Origin of the sequence: Aromatoleum evansii (assembly GCF_012910805.1) — a bacterium.
Lineage (GTDB): Bacteria > Pseudomonadota > Gammaproteobacteria > Burkholderiales > Rhodocyclaceae > Aromatoleum > Aromatoleum evansii.
Genome location: NZ_WTVK01000013.1, coordinates 61060 through 85390 on the forward strand (window position 1 = coordinate 61060; position 24331 = coordinate 85390).

Here is a 24331-nt window from a genome sequence, read left to right on the forward strand (position 1 = left end):
CGGAACGCCCCATGATGGACACCCGCCACATCGAATCCCTGGCCGAACGCGGCGAGTTCTACCTGTGCCTCGCACGCGCCTTCCTGACGCCGCTACAGCCGGAACACTTCGCCGCGATGCGCGACGCACTCGCCGACGACCTCGCCGAACTGGATGACCTCCTCGGCTACGGCGGCGCCGACGCGCTCGCCGACTACCGCACTGCGATCGCCGCAATCCCCGACCATGCGGCGCTGCTGCAGCGCTACAGCGCCCTGTTCGTGAGCCCGCCGCGTACGATCCAGATCACCACCGGCACCTACCTCGACGGCGCGATCAACGGCGGCACCGTCGCGGCGATGGAAGGGGCCTACCGCCGCTGCGGCGTCGAACGCGGCCCCGACTTCCACGACCTCTCCGACCACCTCTCCGTGCAACTCGAATTCGTCGCCCTGCTCTACCTGCTCGGAGCCGAAGCGGCCTCGGCCGATGCGTCGCAGCCGCCGGTGAATCCCCCGCACTTCCTCCACGACTACGTAAAGCGCTGGCTCCCCGCCTTCGTGCGCGACCTCGCAGCGGCCGACACCCCGAACCCGTGGCTACCGCTTGCCCGCCTCCTTGCCCTCGCAGTCGCCCACGACGCGGAGGCCGCGCCCCTGTCACCCGCCGAAGCTCGCGCCCACAAGGCGATCACGAAGGCCAGGCACGACCGGGCCATCCGCGGCGTGACACCCGAAGACCTCGACTTCATCGCACAGCGCCTGCGTGAAAAAGGGCTGGCGACGGATCACCTCGCCATTCCGCCGGACCGACGCGACGAGGCTCGCGGCTACTCGCGCGGCACGCCGCCCGGGCCGCGCACGGGGTCGCGTTACGGATGACGCCGGCGGAAGGACCGCCGGCACGGTCATTCGGCCGGCGCGTGACCGGGCACTCGCTGGCCGCGATCACCTTACTCCAACCCCTCACTGGGCGCCGCTCTTCAGCAATTCGAAGAATGCGTTTGCCGCAGGCGACAGGGTGCTGTTCTTGCGACGAAGCAGAGTGATTCTTCTCTTGACGACCGGGCTGACCAATGGAATCCGGCACACGCCCGGCCGGGCCCCCTCCTCGAGCGTCGATGCAGGAAGAATGGCCGTCCCGACACCCGCGGCGACGAGACTGATGGCCGTGGCGTGGTGTTGAACCTCGTAGGCCCCGCTGAGGCTGATTCCGCGCTTCGCCAGTTGGTAGTCCATGAAGACCCGTGTGGCAGTCATGCTGCTGACGACGACCAGCTCGGTTTCGCGCATATCTGACCAGGTAACGGCCTCTCGATGACTGAGGGGATGTTCCTCGCGGCAGAAGAACATCAGCGGGTCTTCCAGGAGCGGCGTTTCAATAAGCTCCGGATGGCGCTCCGTGGGAATTCCGATTCCGAGTTCGGCTTGGCCGTGGAGTACCGCGTCGCGGACTTCGAAGGCGGTCGTGTCGATCAGACGCACCCGGTTGCCGGGATGGGATTCCCGGTAACGCCGGATTGCCGCAGGCAGGACGTGTGAGGCCATCGTCGGCACGCAGGCGAGGGTGAAGCTCCCGCGAGCATTCTTCGACATGTCCTTCAGTCGGCCGACAGCAAGCGTCATCTCCCCCACGATGGCCTTGGCTTGGGGAAGAAACTCGCGTCCGACGGCCGTGAGCTCGACGTAGCGCGTCGTGCGGTCGAGGAGCCGCAATCCGAGGTAGCTCTCGAGTTTCTGCACGCGGCGTGTCAGCGCCGTCTGCGTGACATGGAGGTGCTCCGCGGCCTTGCTGAATCCGCCCAGTTCGGCAATCACCACGAACGCCTGGATGCCGTCGAAATCGATCTTCATCTCATGTCCTCGCACTCAAGGCAGGGCGGAGGGATCCGGCTATGCGCAAATCGCAATAAAACCGACATCCGTTGCATTTCAGTAATCACTACAGCGTGTCTAACATTGCCTCATAAAACAGCAGAACGTGCAACAAGGAGACAGGCAAGTGGATCACATTCCGTGTGTGCTGATGCGAGGCGGATCGTCGAAGGGGTTGTTCTTCCTCGCGGAGAGCCTGCCCGACGACACGACCGCCCGCGATCGCCTTCTGCTCGCAGCGATGGGGTCCCCTGATCTTCGGCAGATCGATGGCATGGGTGGAGGCAACGACCTAAGCAGCAAGGTCGTGATCGTGGCGCCGTCGCGCCGGCCCGATGTCGATGTGGAGTATCTCTTCGCCCAAGTCTCGGTAGCCCGCGATCTGGTCGATGTGCTGCCCAACAGCGGCAACATGCTCGCTGCGGTGGGGCCGTTTGCACTCGAACGCGGCCTGGTCAAGGCGTCCAGCCCGGTCACGCGCGTTCGCATCCTGAATATCAATAGCGGCAAGCAAGTCGAGGCGATCGTGCAGACGCCCGGTGGAAAAGTGACCTACGAGGGGAGCTTTCATCTCGACGGTGTGCCGGGCAGCAGCGCGCCCGTGACCCTCAATTTTCTCGATCCGGCGGGGACGCGGACCGGGCGCCTGCTCCCGACCGGAAATGCCCAGGATGTGATCGATGGGCTTCCCGTTACCTGCATGGATTTCGCGATTCCCATCGTTTTCGTGAAGGCGGTCTCTCTCGGCAAGACAGGGCACGAGTCGAAGGAAGAACTCGACGGCGACGCCGACTTTCTTCAGCGCCTGGAGTCGATTCGCGTTGCCGCCGCGACCCTCATGAGGCTGGAGGTTTCACCGGATCGCGGGGTACCGAAGATCGCGATGATCGCGGCGCCGCGCAACGGTGGAAGCATTGCGTCGCGCTATTTCGTTCCCTCGAGCTGCCATCCGGTGCACGCGGCCACGGGCGCATTGGCACTGGCGGCGGCCTGTCACACGCCGGACACCGTCGCGGAGGAGCTCGCAGAGATCGACGAAAACACCCCGTACCGCATCGTCATCGAGCACCCGAGCGGCCAGATGGCCTGTGACCTGCACATCGCACAGCATGCCATCCACGACGTGCCGGTCATCGACTCGGCCTCGATCGTGACGTCGGCGCGACCACTGCTCAGTGGCGAGGTGTACGTGCGGACGGCGACCTGATTCATCACCGTAATCAAAACAGTTTCACGCTCACACCAAGGAGACCAAACATGAGAACCATCATTGCATTGACCGCTGCAGTCGGTATCGCCTTTTCCGGCGGGGCGTTCGCGCAGAGCCCGATCGTCATCAAGTTCGCGCACGTCGCAGCCGCCGACACGCCCAAGGGGCGCGCAGCCGAGCACTTCAAGAAGGTGGCCGAGGAGCGCACGAAGGGCCGCGTGAAGGTCGAGATCTACGCGAACAGCACCTTGTACAAGGACAAGGAGGAGCTCGAAGCGCTGCAGATGGGGTCTGTGCATATGTTGGCGCCGGTTGCGGGCAAGTTCGGGCCTGCGGGCGTGAAGGAGTTCGAGGTCTTCGATCTCCCGTACATCTTCCCGAATGACGCCGCGCTGCACCGTATCACCCAGGGGCCGATCGGGGCGTCACTGCTGAAGAAGCTCGAACCGCGCGGCTTCGTCGGGCTTTCGTACTGGGATGCCGGGTTCCGCGTCCTGAGCTCGAACAAGCCGATCCGCACGCCTGACCAGGCCAAGGGGCAGAAGATCCGCATCAACTCGTCGAAGGTGAATCAGTCGATCATGAAGTCGATCGGCGCGTTGCCGCAGACGATGGCGTTCTCCGAGGTCTACCAGGCGCTGCAGACGGGAGTGGTCGACGGCGCCGACGGCAACCTCTCCAATCTCTACACGCAGAAGCAGTACGAGGTGCAGAAGCACCTGACCCTGACCAATCATACTTACAGCGGTTACGTGGTCGTCGCCAACAAACCCTTCTGGGACAAGCTGCCTGCCGATATCCGCACGGAACTCGAGGCTGCAGTCAAGGACGCGACGGAGTTCAATCGCAAGGTCGCCGTCGAGGACGATGCGAAGTCTCTGGCCGCGATCAAGGCCTCCGGCAAGACGGAAGTCCATACGCCCTCCCCGCAGGAAAAGGACGCATGGATGAAGGCCATGATGCCCGTTCAGGAAGAGATGGCCCCCCGTGTCGGGCGTGAGTTGATCGACGCGATCCGCAAGGAAACCGCGACGGTCGCACAGAACTAAGTATCCCCCACGGCAGGCCGGACGCGAACGTCCGACTGCCGCTCCCCCTAACTCCGCAAGGAGATCCCCATGAAATTCCTCGATGCTCTGGAGGAATGGCTCGTCACGCTCCTGATTGGCGGCGCGACGGTCATTACCTTCGCCGCAGTGGTCCATCGCTACGGCGCCGGACTCCCGATTCCCGTCGTGCAGGACTGGCTCATCTCGATCAACATGAGCTGGGCACAGGAACTCACGATCATCATGTTCGTGTGGATGGCGAAGTTCGGCGCCGCCTACGGCGTGCGCACCGGCATCCACGTCGGCGTCGATGTGCTGATCAACCGCCTGCCCGATCGCACGCGCGCCAAGTTCGTCATCTTCGGCCTGCTCGCGGGCGCGTTCTTCACCGGCATCATCGCGACGCTAGGCGGCCATTTCGTGTGGGAGAACGGTGCCCACTACGCGATCTTCAGCACGCTCGGCCTCGATACGGGCGAAGCGCTGGAGGGGCCGACGACGGTCGACCTCGAGTGGCCGACCTGGGTCGTCTATTCCGCGATCCCGCTCGGCAGTGCCCTGATGTGTTTCCGCTTCCTGCAGGTATGCCGGTCCTTCATCCGCACCGGCGAGCTGCCGCATCACGACCACGGCCATGTCGAAGGCATGGACGAGGAGGTCGACGTCGGGCTCGACATGCCCGATCCGAGCGACGTGTATCCGCGCGACCTCGGCAAGAAAATCCATGACAAAACCGGGGGTGTGCGATGAGCGCCGCTGTCATCTTCGTGCTGCTGCTGGTCCTGATGATCAGCGGCATGCCGATCTCGATCTCGCTCGGCCTGACGGTCCTGAGCTTCCTGTTCTTCATGACCCAGGTGCCGATCGAGAGTGTCGCCCTCAAGCTCTTCACCGGCATCGAGAAGTTCGAAATCATGGCGGTGCCGTTCTTCATCCTCGCGGGCAACTTCCTGACGCATGGCGGGGTGGCGAAGCGGATGATCGCGTTTGCGACCTCGATGGTCGGGCATCTACCCGGTGGTCTCGGTTTGAGCGCCGTGGTCGCGTGTTCGCTGTTCGCCGCAGTGTCGGGTTCGAGTCCGGCGACGGTCGTGGCAGTCGGTTCGATCCTGCTGCCGGCGATGGTCAAGGCGGGCTACCCGAACAAGTTCGGCGCGGGCGTGGTTGCCTCCGCCGGCGGGCTGGGGATCCTGATTCCGCCGTCGATCGCGATGGTGATGTACGCCGTGTCGACCAACAGCTCGATCGGCGCACTGTTCATGGCGGGGGTCGTTCCGGGCCTGGTGCTTGCCGCGATGCTGATGTTCACGACCTGGTGGATTGCGCGCAAGAACAACTATCCGCGCGCCGCACGAGCCACCTGGGCCCAGCGCGCCAAGGCTTTCCGCGAGTCGATCTGGGGTTTGCTGCTGATCATCGTCGTCATGGGCGGGATCTACACCGGCATCTTCACCGCGACCGAGGCAGCGGCGATGAGTGCGGTCTATGCGTTCGTGATCGCCACCTTCGTCTACAAGGATCTGCGCCTGTCCGATCTCAAGCAGGTGTTGATCTCGTCGGCGAACCTGTCGGCGATGCTCCTCTACATCATCACCAACGCCGTGATGTTCTCCTTCCTGCTCACCAACGAGCAGATCCCGCAGGCGATGTCCGAATGGATCGTCGCAAGCGGACTGGGGGTGATCGGCTTCCTGCTGATGGCGAACATCATCCTGCTGATCGCCGGCAACTTCATGGAACCGGCGTCGATCATCCTGATCTTCGCGCCGATCCTGTTCCCCATCGCGATGAGCCTCGGCATCGATCCGGTGCATTTCGGAATCATGATCACGGTGAACATGGAGATCGGGATGATCACGCCCCCGGTCGGCCTGAACCTCTACGTCGCGAGCGGCATCAGCAAGCTCGGCCTGACGGACATGAGCAAGGCCGTCGGCCCCTGGCTGCTGACGATGCTGGTGTTCCTCGCGATCGTCACCTACTGGCCGCCGCTCACGCTGTGGCTGCCCAAGACCCTCGGAATGATGTGATGCGTGCCCGGCGGCCCCAGCGGGGCCGTCGGGGGAGCGAGTCATCCTCGTCATACCCCACGGAGAACCCAACATGAACCTCAAAGAATGGATCGGCCGCGCGGAGGAAGTCTCCGACATCGCGACGGCGACCCCGTATGCCGCGCTGTCGGCGACCTTCGACCGCGAAGCGGTTCGGCCCCCGGTGGGCACCGCGTTGCCCGCGCTGTGGCACTGGCTGTACTTCCTGCCGCTGCACAAGCAATCGGAAATCGGCCCCGACGGCCACGCCAAGCGCGGCGGCTTCCTGCCGCCCGTGCCGCTGCCGCGTCGCATGTGGGCAGGCAGCCAGTTTGAGTTCCACAAGCCGCTGCGCATCGGTGATGCCATGACGCGCACCTCGACGATCCACGACGTCACCGAGAAGACCGGGCGCACCGGGCCGCTGGTGTTCGTGAAGGTGCGCCACGAGATCCGCCGTGAGGGGGAATCGGACGTTGCCCTCACCGAGTTCCACGACATCGTCTATCGCGAGGCGCCGAAACCCGAGGACGTCGCGCCGCCGCCGAAGGCCGCCCCCGCGAGCTCGACCTGGGAGAAGAAGTGGGTGCCGGACGACGTGCTGCTGTTCCGCTACTCGGCGCTGACCTTCAACGGCCACCGCATCCATTACGACCGCAAGTACGTGACCGAGGTCGAGGGCTATCCGGGCCTGATCGTCCATGGCCCGATGATCGCGACGCTGCTGCTCGACCTGCTACGCCACGAGATGCCCGACGCCGAGGTCGTCCGTTACGAGTTCCGCGCGATCCGCCCCGTGTTCGACATCAACCACTTCTTCGTCTGCGGCGAGCCGCAGGCGGACGGCAAGACGATTCGCCTGTGGGCGAAGGACCACGAAGACTGGCTGACGATGGAAGCCACCGCGGTGATCAAGTGAGGAGCGCGCGATGAGACCCCTGGAAGGCATTACCGTCATCACGCTCGAGCACGCGATCGCCGCGCCGTTCGCGACACGTCAGCTCGCCGATCTCGGCGCGCGGGTCATCAAGGTCGAGCGCCCGGGTGTCGGCGATTTCGCCCGCGGCTACGACGAGCGCGTGCGCGGGCTGGCGTCGCACTTCGTGTGGACCAACCGCTCGAAGGAAAGCCTGACGCTGGACGTCAAGCATCCCGAGGCGCAGGCGATCCTCAAGCGCCTGATCGTCGAGGAGGCCGACATCGTCGTGCAGAACCTCGCGCCCGGTGCCGCCGCCCGCCTGGGCCTGTCGTACCGCGAGCTTTCCGCGTTGAAGCCGGAGATCATCGTGTGCGACATTTCGGGTTACGGCAGCGACGGCCCGTACCGCGACAAGAAGGCCTACGACCTGCTGATCCAGAGCGAGTCCGGTTTCCTGTCGGTGACCGGTACGGAAGCCGAGCCGTCGAAGGCGGGGCCGTCGATTGCCGACATCTCGGCCGGTATGTACGCCTACAGCAACATCCTCGCGGCGCTGCTGCAGCGGCAGAAGACCGGCCGCGGCCAGCACCTCGACATCTCGATGCTGGAGAGCCTCGTCGAGTGGATGAACTATCCGCTCTATTACGCAATCGACGGCGCCTCACCGCCGCGCCGCACCGGCGCCTCGCACGCAACGATCTATCCCTACGGGCCGTTCCCGGCCGGCGATGGCAAGGTCGTCATGCTCGGCCTGCAGAACGAGCGCGAATGGGGCGCGTTCTGCGAGAAGGTGCTGTTGCAGCCCGGGCTCGCACGCGAGGAGCGTTTTTCGAGCAACTCGCGGCGCAGCGCAGCGCGTGATGAGCTGCGCGCGATCATCCTCGACGCGTTTAGCGCGCTGACCTCCGAGCAGGTCATCGCGCGCCTGGAAGAGGCGCAGATCGCCAACGCCCACGTGAATGACATGCACGCCGTGTGGGAGCACCCGCAGCTCAAGGCGCGCGGTCGCTGGCGTGAGGTCGGCACCGCCGCCGGCGTCGTGCCGGCCTTGCTCCCCCCCGGGTCGTGGGAAGAGGGCGAGCCGCGCATGGACCCCGTTCCCGCGCTCGGCGAGCACAGCGCGGCGATCCTTGCGGGACTCGGCTACGAAGCCGAGCGCATCGCGGCCCTGCGCCGTGACGGCGTGATCTGAGCGGCGGGAGTTCCGACCATGCAGATGCCGATCACCTATCTCTTCGTGCCGGGCAACCGGCCCGAGCGTTTCGACAAGGCGCTGGCTGCCGGAGCCGGGGCAATCGTCCTCGACCTGGAGGATGCCGTCGCCGCTGCCGAGAAATCCCTCGCACGGGATGCGATCGCGGACTGGTTCCCCGGCCACGCGGACGATGCCTCACGCATCGTCGTGCGCATCAACGACGCGCAGTCACCCTTCTTTGCGGACGACCTCGCGCTGCTCGAAGCCATCGGGATCCGTCAGGTCATGCTGCCGAAGACCGAATGGCGCGAGCAGGTCCGTCAGGTCGTCGACGCCACTTCGCCGACGGTCGCGGTGTTGCCGCTGATCGAGACGGCGCGCGGCGTGCGCAACGTGGACGACATCGCGGCGAGCGAGGGCGTGCTGCGGCTCGCGTTCGGCACGCTGGACTATGCGGTCGACCTCGATCTGTCGGGCGACGAGGCCGGCCTCGCCTACGCCTCGGCCCGGATCGCGATCGCATCGCGCTGCGCCGAGCTCCCCTCTCCGGTCGCCGGCGTGACGCCCGCCATCGACGACGAGGTCCGCATCCGCGCGGATTTCGCCTCCGCGCGCGCCTTCGGTTTCGGCGCGAAGCTGTGCATTCACCCCAGGCAGGTCGCCGTCATCCACGAAGCCTGCCGCCCGACCGCCGAGGAGCTGGCGTGGGCCGAGCGCGTGCTCGCTGCGGCGCAGGACTCCGAGGGCGCCGTGCAGCTCGACGGCCGCATGATCGATCGTCCGGTGGTGCTCAAGGCGCAGGCGATCGTTGCGCGCAGCCGCTCCAGCCACGGCTAGCCGCACGACCCCAATCCAGCATTCCCACATTTCAAGCATTCAGGAGAACGTGCCATGGGCGCGACCATCATCGATTCAAGCATCTTCGGCAACATCTTCAGCACCGACGCAATGCGTCAGGTCTGGTCCGACCGCAACCGCACCGCCAAATACGTGGAAATCGAGCGCGCACTCGCCGTCGTGCAGGGGCGGCTCGGCATCATTCCGCAGGAAGCCGCCGACGAGATCGTCAAGAACTGCGACATCGACAAGATCGACATGGACAAGCTGCGTGCGGCGACCGAGCGCATCGGCTATCCGGTGCTCGGTGTCGTCTCGCAGCTCAACGCGCTGTGCCGCGACAAACTGGGCGAATACTGCCACTGGGGCGCAACGACGCAGGACATCACCGATACGGCCACCGTGCTGCAGATCCGCGAGGCCCTGGAACTGGTTGACGCCGACCTGCAGGGCATCTCTGCGGCCCTCGTGGAAATCTCGCGCCGCCATCGCGACACGCCGGTGATCGGCCGCAGCAACCTGCAGCAGGCCATTCCCGTCACCTTCGGCTTCAAGACCGCCGCGATCCTCGCCGGCATCGAACGCCACCGCGAGCGCCTCGCGCAACTCCGACCGCGCGTGCTGATGGGCGAGTTCGGCGGCGCCTGCGGCACGCTCGCGTCGATCGAGCGGGGCGCGATGGAGACCCAGGCTGGCCTGATGGAGGAACTCGGTCTCTCCCAGCCGGACATCGCATGGCACACGGTTCGCGACACGATCGCCGAGGTCGGCGCCTTCCTCGGCCTGGTCGGCGGCTCGCTCGGCAAGATCGCGATGGACGTCAAGCTGATGATGCAGCACGAGGTGGCCGAGGTGTTCGAACCCTTCCACCCGGGCCGCGGTTCGAGCAGCACGATGCCGCAGAAGCGCAACCCGATCTCGAGCTGCTACATCCACGCCGCCGTGTCGGTCGTGCGCCAGCACGCCGCGGCGCTGATGGATGCGATGATCGCCGACCACGAGCGCTCGACCGGCCCGTGGGAGATCGAGTGGATCGCCTTGCCCGAGGCCTTCTGCCTCCTCGCCGGCGCGCTCAAGCAGACGCGCTTCGTGCTCGAGGGACTCGAGGTGGACGCGGCGAAGATGCGCGCGAACATCGACATCACCAACGGTCTCGTCATGTCCGAAGCGGTCATGATGGGGCTCGGCCCCTACATCGGCCGCGAGTACGCGCACGACCTGGTCTACGACCTGTGCCGCGAGGCGATCCGCACGAATCGGCCGCTGCTCGACATCCTTGCCGAACATCCCGAGATCAACGTCCACCTCGACCGTGACGCACTCGCGCGCTTGTGCGATCCGGCGAACTACCTCGGGCAGGCCGGTGTAATGGTCGACAAGGTGCTGCAGCGGGCGGCGGGAGCGGTGCGATGAGCGACGCAACGCAGACACGGTCATTGCCGGAAAGCAGGTCACAGCCGTTCCGCGGGAGGGAGTCTCCCGCCCGCGAGTCGGCCCCGGTCGTCAAGCGTACGCCGGACGGACGTGAGGAATCCGACGAACTCGCAGCCGTGGCAGTGCTGAGCACGAATTAGCGCAGCGGTGACTCGCATCGCGGAGAGAGATCGCCAAAGGAGGGCTACAGCATGGAACTCAGACAGCTGCGCTATCTGGTGCGCACGATCGAGCTCGGCAGCATCAGCCAGGCTGCGCTCGATCTCGGGATCGCTCAATCCGCGGTGAGCCTGCAGATCCAGCGCCTTGAAGGCGAGCTCGCGACACGGCTGTTGCAGCGTACCGCGACCGGGGTGATGCCGACCGATGCCGGCATCGCCTTCCTCGCCCATGCGCAGCTTGCCCTGCGCCATGCCAAGGAGGCTGCGACGGCCGCGCAGCAATCGCGCCTGTCGGGCATCGTCAGTATCGGCCTTGCGCCATCGACGTCCGGGGTGCTCGGCTTCCCTCTGATCGAAGCGATGCGCGAGCACTATCCGGACATCCGTATTCACCTCGTCGAGGGCATGTCCGGTCACCTTGGCCAGATGTTGAACGGCCGCGAGCTCGATCTCGCCGTCCTCTTCGACACCGGACCTGCGAGCCGCTGCAGTGTGCAGCCCCTGCTGGAAGAGCGACTGTTCTTCATCTGCGGTGCCAACGCACGCCCCTCGGCCTTGCCGACGCGCCTCGCGGACATCGTCGACGTCCCGCTTGTGCTGCCGACTCCGCGCCACGGTCTGCGGCGGGTCATCGACGCCGCGTTCACGGCGCTCGGCGTGCGTCCCGCAGTCATCGCCGAAGTCGATTCGCTGTATGTGCTGATGGACATGGTGGCGCGCGGCATGGCGGCAACGCTGCAACCCTGGGCAGCGCTCGCGCGCCAGCCCGATGCGGTGTCGCGCCTGAGCTGGAGCGAGATCACGGACGACGGGACTTCCCGCCGGAATCTCCTGTGCAGTCTCTCCGACGACGAGCTGTCGCCGGCCGCGCTGGCGACGCGCGGCATGGTGACCCGCGTCGTGAATCAGCTCATTGACGAGGGGCGCTGGCGCGGCGTCACGACCAGCCATCTCGATTCGAGATGAGGCGATATCGGAGCGGCTTAGGGCAGGCGGTACGCCAGACACGATAGTGGAGCTGTCGACGTGCGGAGTCCGCAGATTGCGGTGAGCGCACGACGAGGAACCAGCCCCGAATGGAGTTCAGGACATGAAACAAGATACCTCGAGCACCCCCGACGTGCTCGTCATCGGCGGTGGCAATGCGGCCTTGTGTGCAGCGCTGACCGCCCGCGAGGCGGGCGCTTCCGTGCTGCTGCTGGAGGCCGCACCGCGCGAATGGCGTGGCGGCAACTCCAGCCACACGCGCAACCTGCGCTGCATGCACGACGCCCCGCAGGACGTCCTCACCGACGCCTATCCCGAGGAAGAGTTCTGGCAGGACCTCAAGAAGGTGACCGGTGGTCGCACCAACGAGCAACTCGCGCGGCTGGCGATCCGCGAGTCCTCGCGCTGCCGTGACTGGATGCGCAAACACGGCGTGCATTTCCAGCCCTCGCTGTCGGGCACGCTGCATCTCTCGCGCACCAATGCCTTTTTCATGGGGGGCGGAAAGGCGCTGGTGAACGCCTATTACCGCAGCGCCGAAGCGCTCGGCGTGCAGATCCGCTACGAGGCGCCGGTGGATCGCCTGGAAGTGGTCGATGGCCAGTTCCGTGCCGCCTGGATCGGGCAGGAGCGCATCGCGGCACGTGCCTGCGTGGTCGCGTCCGGCGGCTTCGAATCCAACCGGGAGTGGCTGCGCGAAGCCTGGGGACAGAACGCCGACGGCGAGTGGCCGGCGGACAATTTCGCGATCCGCGGCACGCGCTTCAATCGTGGCGTGCTGCTGAAAGCGATGATGGAGGCCGGCGCGGACACGATCGGCGATCCCTCGCAATCGCACTGCGTCGCGGTCGACGCGCGTGCGCCGCTCTACGACGGCGGGATCTGCACGCGCATCGACTGCGTCTCCCTCGGCATCGTCGTCAACAAGCATGCGCAGCGCTTCTACGACGAAGGCGAGGATTTCTGGCCCAAGCGCTACGCGATCTGGGGCCGGCTCGTTGCCCAGCAGCCCGGCCAGGTCGGCTTTTCGGTCATCGACTCGAAAGCCGTCGGACGCTTCATGCCCCCTGTGTTCCCCGGTGCGAAGGCGGACACGCTCGAAGGTCTCGCTCGCCAGCTCGGTCTCGACGAGCAGGCTTTCGTGCGCACGGTGCGCGACTACAACGCCGCCTGCCGCGTCGGCACCTTCGACCACACGGTGCTCGACGACTGCCATACGGAAGGCGTGACGCCGGCCAAGACCCACTGGGCCTTGCCGCTCGATACCGCTCCCTTCTACGGCTACGCACTCAAGCCCGGCATCACCTTCACCTACCTCGGCCTCAAGGTCGATGAACGGGCTGCCGCCCACTTCAAGGGTGAGCCCAGCCGCAATCTATTCGTCGCCGGCGAAATGATGGCCGGCAACGTACTCGGGCAGGGCTACACCGCTGGCGTCGGCATGACGATCGGCACGGTATTCGGACGTATCGCGGGCGCCTCGGCCGCCGCGGCGACCAGGAAGGAAGGAGTCGAACATGCAGCAGCTTGAAGCCCTGCTCCGCGAAGCGAGCGATCTCGCCGAGGGCGTCATCGCGCCCAGCGCCGCGGAAGCCGAAGTCGAACGCGTGATGAAGATCTGCAACGCCTGCCGCTACTGCGAAGGCTTTTGTGCGGTTTTCCCGGCGATGACGCGCCGGCTCGAATTCGCTCAGGCCGACATCCATTACCTCGCGAATCTCTGCCACAACTGCGGCGCCTGCCTCCACGCATGCCAGTACGCACCCCCGCACGAGTTTGCGGTGAACATCCCGCAGGCGATGGCCAAGGTACGCGGCCAGACCTACTCGGACTTCGCGTGGCCGAGCAGTCTCGGCACGCTCTACCGCAACAATGGCTTGACCGTCGCGCTGGCGCTTGCGGCCGGCCTCGCGCTCTTCCTGATGATGGCACTGGCGAAGAATGGCACGTTGTTCCATGCCCCGCTCGCCGGCGATTTCTACGCGACCTTCCCGCACAACCTGCTGGTGTCGATGTTCGGGCCGGTGTTCCTGTTCGTCGCGGTCGCGCTGGGCCTGGGGGTCGCGAAATTCTGGCGCGGCATCTCGGCGGGAGACCCCAATGCCGCGGCGATCGCGGAGACGGCGCATGACGTGCTCAAGCTCAAGTACCTCGACGGCGGCCACGGGCAAGGCTGCCCGAACGCGGACGACGCCAGCACCCTCGCCCGCCGCCGCTTCCACCACCTGACCTTCTACGGCTTCATGCTGTGCTTCGCTGCGACCAGTGTGGCGACGATCTACCACTACGTCTTCGGCTGGGCGGCGCCGTACGCGCTGACGAGTCTGCCCGTCGTGCTCGGCACCCTGGGCGGGATCGGCTTGCTCATCGGTCCGGCAGGCCTGCTGTGGCTGAACGTGCGGCGCCATGCGCAGCACGGGGACGCCGCGCAAAAACCGATGGACCGCGGCTTCATCGCGCTGCTCCTGCTCACCAGCGCCACGGGCCTCGCGCTCCTCGCGGGACGCGACACTGCAGCGATGGCACTCCTCCTTGCCGCACATCTCGGCGCGGTGATGGCGCTGTTCCTGACGATGCCCTATGGCAAGTTCGCCCACGGCATCTTTCGCACCGCTGCGCTGCTGAAATGGGCCATCGAGAAGCGCGCGCCCAATCCGGTCGGCGTCGGCAGCGAGTGACGCCGGAGCAACATGATGAGAGTGACGGTACTCGACGACTATCAGGGCCTGGTCCCGCGCCTCGCGGCGACGAAGGAGCTCTCGGGTCTCCCGGTAAGCCTGCAGGCGCTCACGGAACGCCTCGCCGACGAGGACGCGCTGATCGCCGCGCTGCAGGATACCGACTGCCTGGTGCTGATTCGCGAGCGCACGCAGATCACCGCTCGTGTCGTCGAAGCCCTGCCGCGGCTGAAACTGATCGTCCAGACCGGACGGCTTTCCGGCTGCATCGATCTCGAGGCCTGCAAGCGGCGGTGCGTCGAAGTCCGCGACGGCGGCGGCAATCCGATCGCCCCGGCCGAGCTGACTTGGGCGTTGATCCTCGCTGCGTCGCGGCGCTTGCTGCCCTACGCGACCCGGCTGTCGCAGGGGCAGTGGCAGCGGAGCCGCGAGCACATCGAGGATGAACAGCTCGGACGAGCCGTGCACGGTCGAACGCTCGGCGTCTGGTCGCTCGGCAAGATCGGCGCTCGCGTCGCGGCCATCGGACGGGCCTTCGGGATGCGCATCGTCGTGCATGGGCGCGAGCAGTCACGGGAAGCGGCAGCGAGTGCAGGATACGAGTTCATCGCCGACCGCAGCGAGTTCCTGGCGCAACTCGACGTCCTGACCCTGCATCTGCGGCTCGGCCCCGACACGCGCCACATGATCGATGCCGACAATCTTGCGTGCATGCGTCCGGATGCCTTACTGGTTAACACCAGCCGTGCCGAACTTCTCGCGCCGGGCGCCCTGCTCGACGCGCTCGCCCGTGGCCGACCGGGCGCCGCAGCGCTCGACGTTTTCGAGGGCGAGCCGGATGGCGCGGCACCTTATCTGAACCACCCGGCAATCCTGTGCACCCCGCATCTGGGCTTCGTCGATCAGGATACCTACGAGGCCTACTTTCGCGAGGCATTCGCCCATGTACGGCGATTCGTGGCCGGGAAACAGGCGACATCCGGTCAGGGAACCGCGCGGTCCTAATAATGCCGCTCTCGCAAAAGTCGTAGCGATTATTGCATTTCAGGTTTTTCCGTCGTGCGCCCAGAATCGCGCCATCGTTCAGACGGAGGAACACCACCATGATGCTGACCATCCCTTGCACGCTGATGCGTGGAGGCACGTCGAAGGGGCCGTATTTCCACGCCGCGGATCTTCCCGCCGATCCCGCCGAGCGCGATCGGGTACTGCTCGCGGCGATGGGTTCGCCCCATGCACGTCAGATCGACGGCATCGGCGGCGGCGACACGCTCACGAGCAAGGTGGTCATCGTGAGCCCCGCGTCCCGGGCCGACATCGACATCGAGTACCTCTTTGCCCAGGTGTCGGTGGAAACGGCCACGGTCGACACGACACCGAACTGCGGCAACATGCTCGCCGGCGTCGGCCCCTTCGCAATCGAGAACGGATTGGTCTCCGCAACCGACCCCGTCACGACCCTGCGCATCCTCAACGTGAACACCGGCAAGATCGTCGAGGCCGTGATCCAGACTCCTGGCGGCAAGGTGAGCTACGACGGACTCGCACGAATCGACGGCGTCCCCGGCAGTGGCGCGCCGATCCAGTTGAATTTCCGTGATGCCGCCGGTGCCAAGACCGGACGCCTGCTGCCGACCGGGCGTGTGGTCGATGTCGTCGATGGCGTGGGCGTGTCCTGCATCGACTTCTCGACGCCGCTGATCTTCGTCCCGGCCGAAGCGATGGGCAAGACCGGCCACGAGACGAAGGGCGAACTCGATGCCGACCGGAAACTGAAGATTCGACTCGAGTCCATCCGGCTGCAGGTTGCGCTGCTGGCAGGACTCGGCGACGTGCGCGACAAGGTCTTGCCGAAGATCGCGCTGGTTGCGTCGCCGCAGGGCCGAGGCGTGATCGCCTCGCGCTACTTCACCCCGTGGAACTGCCATTCCGCCTATGCCGTGACCGGCGCGCTGTGCCTCGCGGCCGCGAGCATCATTCCCGGCTCCGTGGTGCAAGGTCTCGCCCGGCCGAAGTCTGACGACCCGTACCTCGTGAGCATCGAGCAGCCTGCCGGAACGCTGGACATCCGCCTCGACGTCGCGGCGCAGGGGGCCGACGGCATTCCGCTCATCCAGTCCGCAGGCCTGATCCGGACGGCCCGCCCACTGTTTCGGGGAGCCGTTCACGTTCCTCTGTGCGAACCCGGCCAAGCCGCATAACCGCAACGGTCCCGAAATAACCAAGCGCGCGTCGTCGGAAGCCTGGAGGCCGCCGTCGGCACGCGCCGGCCTCATGATGCTAATTCCGCATTAATCCGTCTAAGTTTTGCATTTCACGCAATTAAGTACGGTCCCCATACTTCGCCTGCACTCGACAGTCTCGGAAGAAATCCACTGCGGCTGCAAGAGCTGATGACGACCCTGGCCGAAGTCCGGGGCGACGGCGAGAAGACGAATCTAACCAAGGAGGAAGGCATGAAGAAGATCAATGCGGGCGTCCTGCCCCTGCTCGTGGCCGGGCTGTTTGCACCGGCAATCTGCGTGGCGGCCGAAGCGGACGGGCACAAGCTGGAACTGAAAGTGCGCGGCGTGCATTTCGACCGCGAGTTCGAGACATCCTCGAGGGATCGCACCCAGACCGGGCTCGGCCTGCAGCTCAACTACGAGTCGCCGTACTTCGGCGACATCGTCGGATTCGGCGTGTCGGGCTACAGTGTCACCAAGCTCGATGCGACCGGCTTTGTCACAACGGACGTGCTCTCCGCCGACAACAACGGAGAGCTGCACGACTCCTTCGGCAAGGTCGCCCAAGCGTTCGTCAAACTGAAGTACCAGGACAAGGCCCAGCTCAAGATCGGCCGGCAACTCTATGACAGCCTGCTCCTGATCAGCTCGACGAGCCGTGCGGTGCCCAACACCTACTCCGGTGCGAGCGGCCAGCTGACGCTCATCCCGGGGCTCACGCTCTACGGCGCGATGTTCGACGAATGGTCACGGCGCGGCGAAGCGCATTTCGAGAAATTCGCGACCGATCGTTCCGACGAGGGCGACATCGACTACGTCGCCGCCGCAGGCGCACGCTATGCGAAGGGACCCTACGAAATCACCCTCGAGTACCTGAACTCGAAGGACTTCCTGACCAAGGTCGGTCTCGTGGGAGCTTATACATTCAGTCTGGCGGACAAGGACAAGCTGAAGCTGAGTGCCGGTCTGCATACCTCGCGAGATGCGGGCAAGCTGTTCGTCACGGCCGCCGAGGGGGCGGAACTGGACGACGAGGATGTCCCCGGCTCGCGTGCCGGCGTGACCCGCAGCGACAACGACGGGCGCGGCGTCTATCTGGATGCGGAGTGGACGGCCGGAAACGTCATGCTCGGGGCTGCGGTAGCGAAGTTCGATGGCGCGTGGATCGAGGACAATTTCACCGGCGACCACGGCATGAACCCCTTTCCCACGGGCGGCGTGCTGGCGGACATGACCAACAACGACGAGACGGTCTGGATGGCCCGCGCGGGCTACGATTGGAAAGACTACGTCAAGGGACTCAAGACAACGGTCAAGTACAAGCAGGGCACGGGAGCCAGGAACAGTCACGTTTCGTCGCTGGGCAAGGCGGACGAAAGTGAACTGGAAGTCGATGTGCGCTACCAGATCCCGCTACTCAAGGGCCTGAACCTACGGTACCGATACCTTGAATACAAGTCCGACAAGACGGGTCGAGTGGATGGCGTCCTGCAGGACAACACCGACCATCGCGTGTACCTCGATTACACGTATCGCTTCTTCTGACGCCAAGAGGGGTACAGCGCATGGTCGCGCGCGGCATCCGGATGCCGCGCGAAATGATGCCCCGAGGCGCCTTGCCCGCGATCAGCCGCCCCCGCGGCGGCCGGCCGCGGCCGGGGACGCCACGCCCGCCTCGTACCACCCCTTGCTCGCATTGACCACGCGCACCACGAGCAGCATCACCGGCACCTCGATCAGCACGCCGACCACGGTCGCCAGCGCCGCGCCCGACTCGAAGCCGAACAGGCTGATCGCCGCCGCCACCGCCAACTCGAAGAAGTTCGACGCCCCGATCAGTGCCGAGGGGCAGGCGACACTGTGCTTCTCGCCTACCATGCGGTTCAGCAGGTAGGCGAGCGTCGAGTTGAAGAACACCTGGATCAGGATGGGCACCGCGAGCAGCGCGATCACCAGCGGCTGCGCGAGGATGGCCTCGCCCTGGAAGGCGAAGAGCAACACCAGCGTCACCAGCAGCGCACTGATCGACCACGGGCCGATGCGCTCCATCGTGGCGTCGAACACCGCCTGCCCGCGCGCGAGCAGTGCCTTGCGTGCAACCTGCGCGAGCGCGACCGGAATCACGATGTAGAGCACCACCGACGTGAACAGCGTGTCCCACGGCACCGTGATCGCCGAAATGCCCAGCAGCACGCCGACGATGGGGGCAAACGCGACCACCATGATCGCGTCGTTGAGCGCGACCTGCGACAGCGTGAAGATCGGGTCGCCGTTGGTCAGCCGGCTCCACACGAACACCATCGCCGTGCACGGGGCCGCCGCGAGCAGGATCAGGCCCGCGACGTAGCTGTCGATCTGCTCCGCCGGCAGCCACGGCGCGAACAGGTGACGGATGAAGAACCATCCCAGCAGCGCCATCGAGAACGGTTTCACGAGCCAGTTCACGATTAGCGTCACGCCGATGCCGCGCACGTGGCCGCGGATCTCGTGCAGCGCACCGAAATCGACCTTCATCAGCATCGGGATGATCATCACCCAGATCAGCACGCCGACCGGCAGGTTCACCTGCGCGACCTCCATGCGACCGATGGCCTGGAACAGCGCAGGCGCCATCTGGCCGAAGGCGATTCCGGCGACGATGCACAGGAACACCCACACCGTGAGATAGCGCTCGAAGACGCTCATCGGGGCAGCCGCCGCATGCTTGGCGGTAATTTCACATTGAACGGACATGTTTCACGTCTTCCTTCAGTTCTTTCCTGCGGCCAGCGCATGCAGCCGCGCTACGCCGACCGGCTCCTCGGCCTGCACCGGCACCAGCGTGACCCGCTTGGCGTGGTGTTCGCGCACGGCCTCGATCTGCGGCCACTCCTGCTCGGCGCGACAACGCAACACCGGCGCGTCGGTGCGTGCGGCGGCGAGGCTGTTGTTGATGATCCACGCCCACGGCTCGATCCCCGCGCGGCGCAAATCCGCCTGCAGGTTCGCGGCCTCGAGCACCGGCGTGGTCTCGGCGAGCGTCACGACGAGCACCTTGGTCTGCGTCGGATCCTGCAGCTGCATCATCGGCGTCGTGAAGTGCGTGACGCGGCTCTTGTCCATGTGGCGCGCGATTTCCTTGTGATACGCGCCGGTCGCGTCGAGCAGCAGCAAGGTGTGTCCGGTCGGCGCCGTGTCCATGACGACGAACTTCTTCCCGGCTTCGCGGATGATGCGCGAGAAGGCCTGGAAAACGGCGATTTCCTCGGTGCAAGGCGAGCGCAGGTCCTCTTCCAGCATCGCGCGTCCGTGCGCATCCAGGTCCTTGCCGCTCGTCTCCAGTACATGCTGGCGATAGCGTTCCGTCTCCACCTGCGGGTCGATGCGGCTCACGGCGAGATTCCCGAGCGAGCCCTCTAGCGTCTCCGCGAGGTGCGCCGCCGGATCGGAGGTGCTCAGATGCACCGGGAAACCCCGGCGCGCGAGCTCCACCGCGATCGCGGCCGCGAGCGTTGTCTTGCCGACCCCGCCCTTCCCCATCAGCATCACGAGCCCGTGGCCGTCCGCAGCGATGCCGTCGACCAGGCCCGCGAGATTCGGCAACGCGAGCGCGGCCGACGCACGCGCATCGCGCGACACGTCGCAGGACGGCAAACCGCCCGTGCCGAGCAAGGCGCGGAGCGCCCGCAAGCCGACGAGATTGAAGGGCATCAGCGGCACGTAGTCCGTGGGCAGCCCGCGCAGCGGCTCGGGGAGCGCGGCGAGCGCGTCCCGTTCGCGACGCAGCACGGCCGCGGCCAGCCCGTCCGCGCGCGCGGCGGCATCATCGGCAAGCACGCCATTGATGACGAGGAACTGGCGACTGAGCCCGATCGCCGCCAGCTCGGCATGCGTACGGGCCACTTCGCGCAGCGTCGAGACCTGGGCACGTGCGACGAGCACGAGCCGCGTGCGCGTGGCATCCGCAAGCGCCGCAACGGCGGACGAATACTGCTCGCGCTGCTTCTGCAGCCCGGCCAGCGGGCCGAGGCAGGACGCCCCTTCGGTGTTGTTCGCGAGAAATCCCGACCATGCCGCCGGCAGCTGCAGCAAGCGGATCGTATGGCCGGTCGGCGCCGTGTCGAATACGACGTGGTCGAAGCCACTCGTGAGCTGCGTATCGGTCAGCAGTCCGGTGAACTCGTCGAACGCCGCGATCTCGGTGGTGCAAGCGCCAGAAAGCTGCTCCTCGATGCCGCGTACGACCTCATCCGGCAGGATCCCGCGCACCGGACCGACGATGCGGTCGCGATAGGATCGGGCCGCCGCCTGCGGGTCGATTTCCAGCGCGGAAAGCCCCGACACCGCCTCGATCGGCGTCACCCGGTTGCCGATCTCCTGCTCGAACACCTGTGCCACGTTCGAGGCCGGATCGGTGCTCACCAGCAACACCTTGCGGCCGAGTCCGGCGAGATGGATTGCAGTGGCGCAGGCCAGCGAAGTCTTGCCGACCCCACCCTTGCCGGTGAAAAAGAGGTAACGCGGCGGCTGATCGAGGAAGCGCATGTCGGAGGCGCTCCGCTCAGCAGCAGCGGCCGCCGCTGCAGCACCCGCCGGCGGCCTTGCCGGCAGGCTCAGCCTGCACCCCGGCCCAGCGGGCGAGTTCGTCGCGCGTCGGATAACGCCCCGCCAACGCGAACTCGCCGTCGATCAGGATCAGCGGCAGCGACTCGGCGCCCGACCGCTCGAGGAAACCCTTCACGACCGCATTCTGCGCGAACGCCAAGGGTTGCTGGGCGAGGTTGAAGCGCTCGAGCGCGATGCCCTGCTGCTTCGCCCACTCGACATCGGCTGCGAAGCTGACGAGCTGCTGGTCGACGTCGACGCCGCACACTCCGGTGCTGCAGCACAGCGCGGGATCGAAGATCTGGATCGATTTCATGTCGGATGCTCCTTGGGAAGACGAATGAGGCGAAAAGGGAATTCAGAGCAGCAGCGTGCCAATGCGGTCGAGTCCGGCCTTGAGGCGGGCACGGTCGGCCTGCAGTTCGTCGAGCGGCAGCGCGAGGAAGGCTTCGATGCGTGCGCGCAAGATGCGGTATGCGGTCATGAAGGCGGCGTCGATCTCGGCGTCGGTGCCGGTCGCGTGCGCGGGATCCTCGACGCCCCAGTGCGTGCGCAGCGCCGGGCCGAGGTAGGCCGGGCAGGTCTCGCCCGCGGCACTTGCGCAGACGGTCACGACGATGTCCGGCGTCACGGGCAGCGCATCCCACGACTTGCTGTGGTAGCCCTCGGTGGCGATCCCCTCGCGTGCCAGCAGGGCGAGCGAGCGCGGATGCACGTAACCGGCGGGCTTGCTGCCGGCGCTCACGGCCGTCCAGCCTTGCGGCGCCAGATGATTGAAGGTCGCCTCGGCGAGGATGGACCGGCACGAGTTGCCGGTACATAGGAACAACACATTCATGCTTTCGATTCCCGCACAGGGTTGGATGAGCCACAAGCGGGAATCCCTCCGGATAGGAGATCCGCGTCCCGGCACCCGCCGGACACCCCGCTGCAGCAGTTTTCGGTGAGAAAGCCGACGACCTCGGTCATCAGCGCGAGATTCGCCCGGTAACGCAGGAATCGCCCCTCCTGCTCCACGCGCAGCAGTCCGGCCTGCGTCATCGTGCGCAGATGGAAGGACAGGCTGCTCGGTGCGACGTCGAGCGCTGCGGCGATATCCCCGGCGACGATGCCGACCGGCTCCGCCTTCACGAGCAGCCGGAATACACCGAGCCGGACACCCGACGAGAGGCATTCGAATACGGCAAGGGCGGCTTTTTCGTCCATCTCTTCGACACTTCCAAAGTTGTTGAAATATCGTATCGATAGACGTGAGTGACGTCAATGCAACCGCCACCGCAGCGCTTCCGACGCAACGCCGCATCTCCGCGAGGACTCCGACCCGATGATTGGCATGGCCTGGGCTAGCCACGCAGCTCGACAAGAATTAGCATTTGATGATTATCCAGATGGACTGCCGGCCGTGGATGCCCCTCCGTGTTCCTCCGCGTGCAGCTGCAAGAGCTCACCAACGCCATGCGACAACGAGGCCGGCGCGGCGCAACCCGGCGACGGCCCGCTACTGCGCTCCACCTTCCACATCCCCGGCATGGACTGCCCATCCGAGGAGCAGATGATCCGCTTGCGGCTCGCACCACTTCCGGTGGGCGCACTGCACTTCGACCTGCCGGCGCGGAGGCTGGCCGTCGACCACGCAGGCGAAGCGGCTGCAATCCTGCTAGCACTCGAACCCCTCGGCTTCGGCGCGACGCTCACCGGCTCGACGCCCCTGACCGAAGCCACGCTTTCCGCGGACCAGGCAGACCCCGCGGCGGAAGCCCGCGTCCTGTGGCTGCTGCTGGCGATCAACGCATTGATGTTCGTCGTCGAGATCGGAGCGGGATGGTTCGCGCGCTCCGCCGGCCTGATCGCCGACGCGATGGACATGTTCGCCGATGCAGCGGTATACGGCGTCGCCCTCTACGCCGTCGGCCGCGCCACCCGCATGAAGCTCACCGCCGCGCGCCTGGCCGGGGTCCTTCAGCTGATCCTCGCGCTCGGCGCCCTGACCGAGACCGCGCGGCACATTCTCACGCGCGCCGAACCGGAGAGCATCGCGATGATCGGCATCGCCGCGCTCGCCCTGCTTGCCAACGCCAGCTGCCTGCTCCTGATCCACCGCCACCGGCATCGCGGCGCCCACATGCGCGCGAGCTACATTTTCTCGGCCAACGACGTCATCGCCAACGCCGGCGTGATCGCGGCGGGCCTGCTCGTGAGTGCCACCGCCAGTCCCTGGCCGGACTGGATCATCGGCGGCATTATCGGCGGAGTCGTCGTGGCCGGCGCGATCCGCATCCTGCGCCTGCGCTGACCGCCGCCAAACCGGCGCAGCCGCTCAGAACGGCACGGCGCTCTCGAAGCTGAGCGGGACGCGCCGCTCCGGGTGGATGAAGGCAATCGCCGCAGCATGCAGGTGCAGGCGCGCATGGCGCTGTGCGCTGTGCGGAGGTGCATACAGCACATCGCCCAGGATCGGATGCCCCAGCGACATCAGGTGCACGCGCAGCTGGTGGGTACGTCCCGTCACCGGCTCCAGCTCGACGCGCGACACCGCGTCATCGCCCTCGCCACGGCGCTCGACGACCCGATACCGGGTCAGCGCCCGCCGCCCGCCCACACGGTCGACCCGCTGGCGCGGATTGTTGTCCGGATCGGCTGCCAGCGGCAGGTCGATTTCCCCCCGGTCGCCCGCGACCAATCCATGCACCGCGGCGACGTAGCGCTTGCCGACCGTACACTGGGCGAACGCATGATTCATCCGTCGCAGCATCTCGGGGCCGCGCGCCAGCAGGATGAGTCCCGATGTCGCCATGTCGAGCCGATGCACCAGCAGCGCGTCCGGGTACTGCGCCTGCACGCGCAGCTCGAGGCAATCCTGCCGGTCCTCGCCACGCGCAGGCTGCGACAGGAGACCGGACGGCTTGTCCGCGACGACGATGGCGTCGTCGGCGTAGACGATGGCAGGAGCGAGGTGGGGCACGATCTCAGGAAGCGCGGAGCAATGGCGGCAAACAGGAAAAGAAAATGCGCGGCTGACCGCAACGGAATCCTGGCCCGAACCCCCTCGTCAACCGTCACCCGACGCCGCGTTTTAGCAGGATTCCCACGCGCCGGCAAACCCGCGCGCACTCAGCTTAGGCATCCGTCGCCTTTGGCGGCAGAATACCGACCTTCTCACCGGATCGAA

General features: G+C 66.1%; 23 protein-coding genes. 16 read left to right on the forward strand and 7 right to left on the reverse strand.

Translation table 11 applies throughout. The features are described 5' to 3' along the window. Positions 1-11: 11 nt before the first annotated feature. Positions 12-860, forward strand: coding sequence for a TorD/DmsD family molecular chaperone (locus tag GO615_RS08490; protein WP_169126914.1), 849 nt, complete (start codon positions 12-14; stop codon positions 858-860). An 84-nt stretch (positions 861-944) separates the two neighbouring features. Here the strand turns inward: GO615_RS08490 and GO615_RS08495 are convergent, their stop codons facing one another. Next, complete coding sequence (locus GO615_RS08495; protein WP_169126915.1) at positions 945-1832, reverse strand: LysR family transcriptional regulator; 888 nt, start codon at positions 1830-1832, stop codon at positions 945-947. 166 nt (positions 1833-1998) lie between these two features. On the opposite strand from GO615_RS08495, the gene GO615_RS08500 reads away from it, so the two are divergent. From GO615_RS08500 to GO615_RS08565, 14 genes are all read left to right on the forward strand, one after another. Then, positions 1999-3060 carry a 4-oxalomesaconate tautomerase gene (locus GO615_RS08500; protein ID WP_339379989.1) on the forward strand — a complete coding sequence of 354 codons (1062 nt, stop codon included), beginning with the start codon at positions 1999-2001 and terminating at the stop codon, positions 3058-3060. A gap of 50 nt (positions 3061-3110) precedes the next feature. Next, on the forward strand, positions 3111-4112 hold the full coding sequence (locus GO615_RS08505; protein WP_169126916.1) for a DctP family TRAP transporter solute-binding subunit: 1002 nt from the start codon (positions 3111-3113) through the stop codon (positions 4110-4112). A 69-nt stretch (positions 4113-4181) separates the two neighbouring features. Further along, the gene (locus GO615_RS08510; protein WP_169126917.1) at positions 4182-4862 is read left to right on the forward strand and encodes a TRAP transporter small permease; all 681 of its coding nucleotides are present in this window, start codon (positions 4182-4184) and stop codon (positions 4860-4862) included. Beyond that, the gene (locus GO615_RS08515) at positions 4859-6142 is read left to right on the forward strand and encodes a TRAP transporter large permease (RefSeq protein ID WP_169126918.1); all 1284 of its coding nucleotides are present in this window, start codon (positions 4859-4861) and stop codon (positions 6140-6142) included. Before GO615_RS08510 ends, GO615_RS08515 begins: the two co-directional genes overlap by 4 nt. A 73-nt stretch (positions 6143-6215) precedes the next feature. Continuing rightward, entirely contained in the window at positions 6216-7061 is an 846-nt protein-coding gene (locus GO615_RS08520; protein ID WP_169126919.1) for an HTD2 family dehydratase, read from the forward strand. A gap of 10 nt (positions 7062-7071) precedes the next feature. Further along, positions 7072-8253 (forward strand): CaiB/BaiF CoA transferase family protein, encoded by a 1182-nt coding sequence (locus GO615_RS08525; RefSeq protein ID WP_169126921.1) that lies wholly within the window; start codon positions 7072-7074, stop codon positions 8251-8253. Positions 8254-8271: 18 nt separating this feature from the next. Next, positions 8272-9093: an HpcH/HpaI aldolase/citrate lyase family protein gene (locus GO615_RS08530; protein WP_169126923.1), complete on the forward strand. Its 822-nt coding sequence runs from the start codon at positions 8272-8274 to the stop codon at positions 9091-9093. Between the two features lie 54 nt (positions 9094-9147). Then, positions 9148-10506, forward strand: coding sequence for a class-II fumarase/aspartase family protein (locus GO615_RS08535; RefSeq protein ID WP_169126925.1), 1359 nt, complete (start codon positions 9148-9150; stop codon positions 10504-10506). 212 nt (positions 10507-10718) lie between these two features. Beyond that, positions 10719-11654 (forward strand): LysR family transcriptional regulator, encoded by a 936-nt coding sequence (locus GO615_RS08540; protein ID WP_169126927.1) that lies wholly within the window; start codon positions 10719-10721, stop codon positions 11652-11654. A gap of 124 nt (positions 11655-11778) precedes the next feature. Then, positions 11779-13206: an FAD-dependent tricarballylate dehydrogenase TcuA gene (gene tcuA / locus GO615_RS08545; RefSeq protein WP_169126929.1), complete on the forward strand. Its 1428-nt coding sequence runs from the start codon at positions 11779-11781 to the stop codon at positions 13204-13206. Next, on the forward strand, positions 13193-14353 hold the full coding sequence (tcuB, locus tag GO615_RS08550; RefSeq protein WP_169126938.1) for a tricarballylate utilization 4Fe-4S protein TcuB: 1161 nt from the start codon (positions 13193-13195) through the stop codon (positions 14351-14353). Before tcuA ends, tcuB begins: the two co-directional genes overlap by 14 nt. A gap of 15 nt (positions 14354-14368) precedes the next feature. Further along, positions 14369-15358, forward strand: coding sequence for a D-2-hydroxyacid dehydrogenase family protein (locus tag GO615_RS08555; RefSeq protein WP_169126940.1), 990 nt, complete (start codon positions 14369-14371; stop codon positions 15356-15358). A 98-nt stretch (positions 15359-15456) separates the two neighbouring features. Continuing rightward, the gene (locus tag GO615_RS08560; RefSeq protein ID WP_169126942.1) at positions 15457-16554 is read left to right on the forward strand and encodes a 4-oxalomesaconate tautomerase; all 1098 of its coding nucleotides are present in this window, start codon (positions 15457-15459) and stop codon (positions 16552-16554) included. A gap of 192 nt (positions 16555-16746) precedes the next feature. Continuing rightward, complete coding sequence (locus GO615_RS08565; RefSeq protein WP_246262204.1) at positions 16747-18123, forward strand: OprD family outer membrane porin; 1377 nt, start codon at positions 16747-16749, stop codon at positions 18121-18123. An 81-nt stretch (positions 18124-18204) separates the two neighbouring features. Here the strand turns inward: GO615_RS08565 and arsB are convergent, their stop codons facing one another. Genes arsB through GO615_RS08590 form a run of 5 tightly spaced genes read right to left on the reverse strand, consistent with a single transcriptional unit; the run spans position 18205 to position 22368 of the window. Beyond that, on the reverse strand, positions 18205-19311 hold the full coding sequence (gene arsB / locus GO615_RS08570) for an ACR3 family arsenite efflux transporter (protein ID WP_211167005.1): 1107 nt from the start codon (positions 19309-19311) through the stop codon (positions 18205-18207). 15 nt (positions 19312-19326) lie between these two features. Then, positions 19327-21102: an arsenical pump-driving ATPase gene (gene arsA / locus GO615_RS08575; RefSeq protein ID WP_169126944.1), complete on the reverse strand. Its 1776-nt coding sequence runs from the start codon at positions 21100-21102 to the stop codon at positions 19327-19329. 16 nt (positions 21103-21118) lie between these two features. Continuing rightward, positions 21119-21478 carry an arsenite efflux transporter metallochaperone ArsD gene (gene arsD / locus GO615_RS08580; RefSeq protein WP_169126946.1) on the reverse strand — a complete coding sequence of 120 codons (360 nt, stop codon included), beginning with the start codon at positions 21476-21478 and terminating at the stop codon, positions 21119-21121. Between the two features lie 42 nt (positions 21479-21520). Further along, positions 21521-22000, reverse strand: coding sequence for an arsenate reductase ArsC (locus GO615_RS08585; protein ID WP_169126948.1), 480 nt, complete (start codon positions 21998-22000; stop codon positions 21521-21523). Beyond that, the gene (locus GO615_RS08590) at positions 21997-22368 is read right to left on the reverse strand and encodes an ArsR/SmtB family transcription factor (RefSeq protein ID WP_169126950.1); all 372 of its coding nucleotides are present in this window, start codon (positions 22366-22368) and stop codon (positions 21997-21999) included. The genes GO615_RS08585 and GO615_RS08590 overlap by 4 nt, the downstream gene beginning before the upstream one ends. Positions 22369-22564: 196 nt before the next feature. On the opposite strand from GO615_RS08590, the gene GO615_RS08595 reads away from it, so the two are divergent. Continuing rightward, the gene (locus tag GO615_RS08595; protein WP_339379987.1) at positions 22565-23455 is read left to right on the forward strand and encodes a cation efflux transmembrane domain-containing protein; all 891 of its coding nucleotides are present in this window, start codon (positions 22565-22567) and stop codon (positions 23453-23455) included. A 24-nt stretch (positions 23456-23479) separates the two neighbouring features. On the opposite strand, the gene GO615_RS08600 is transcribed toward GO615_RS08595, so the two are convergent. Then, positions 23480-24124 carry a pseudouridine synthase gene (locus GO615_RS08600; RefSeq protein WP_169126952.1) on the reverse strand — a complete coding sequence of 215 codons (645 nt, stop codon included), beginning with the start codon at positions 24122-24124 and terminating at the stop codon, positions 23480-23482. Between the last annotated feature and the right edge of the window lie 207 nt (positions 24125-24331).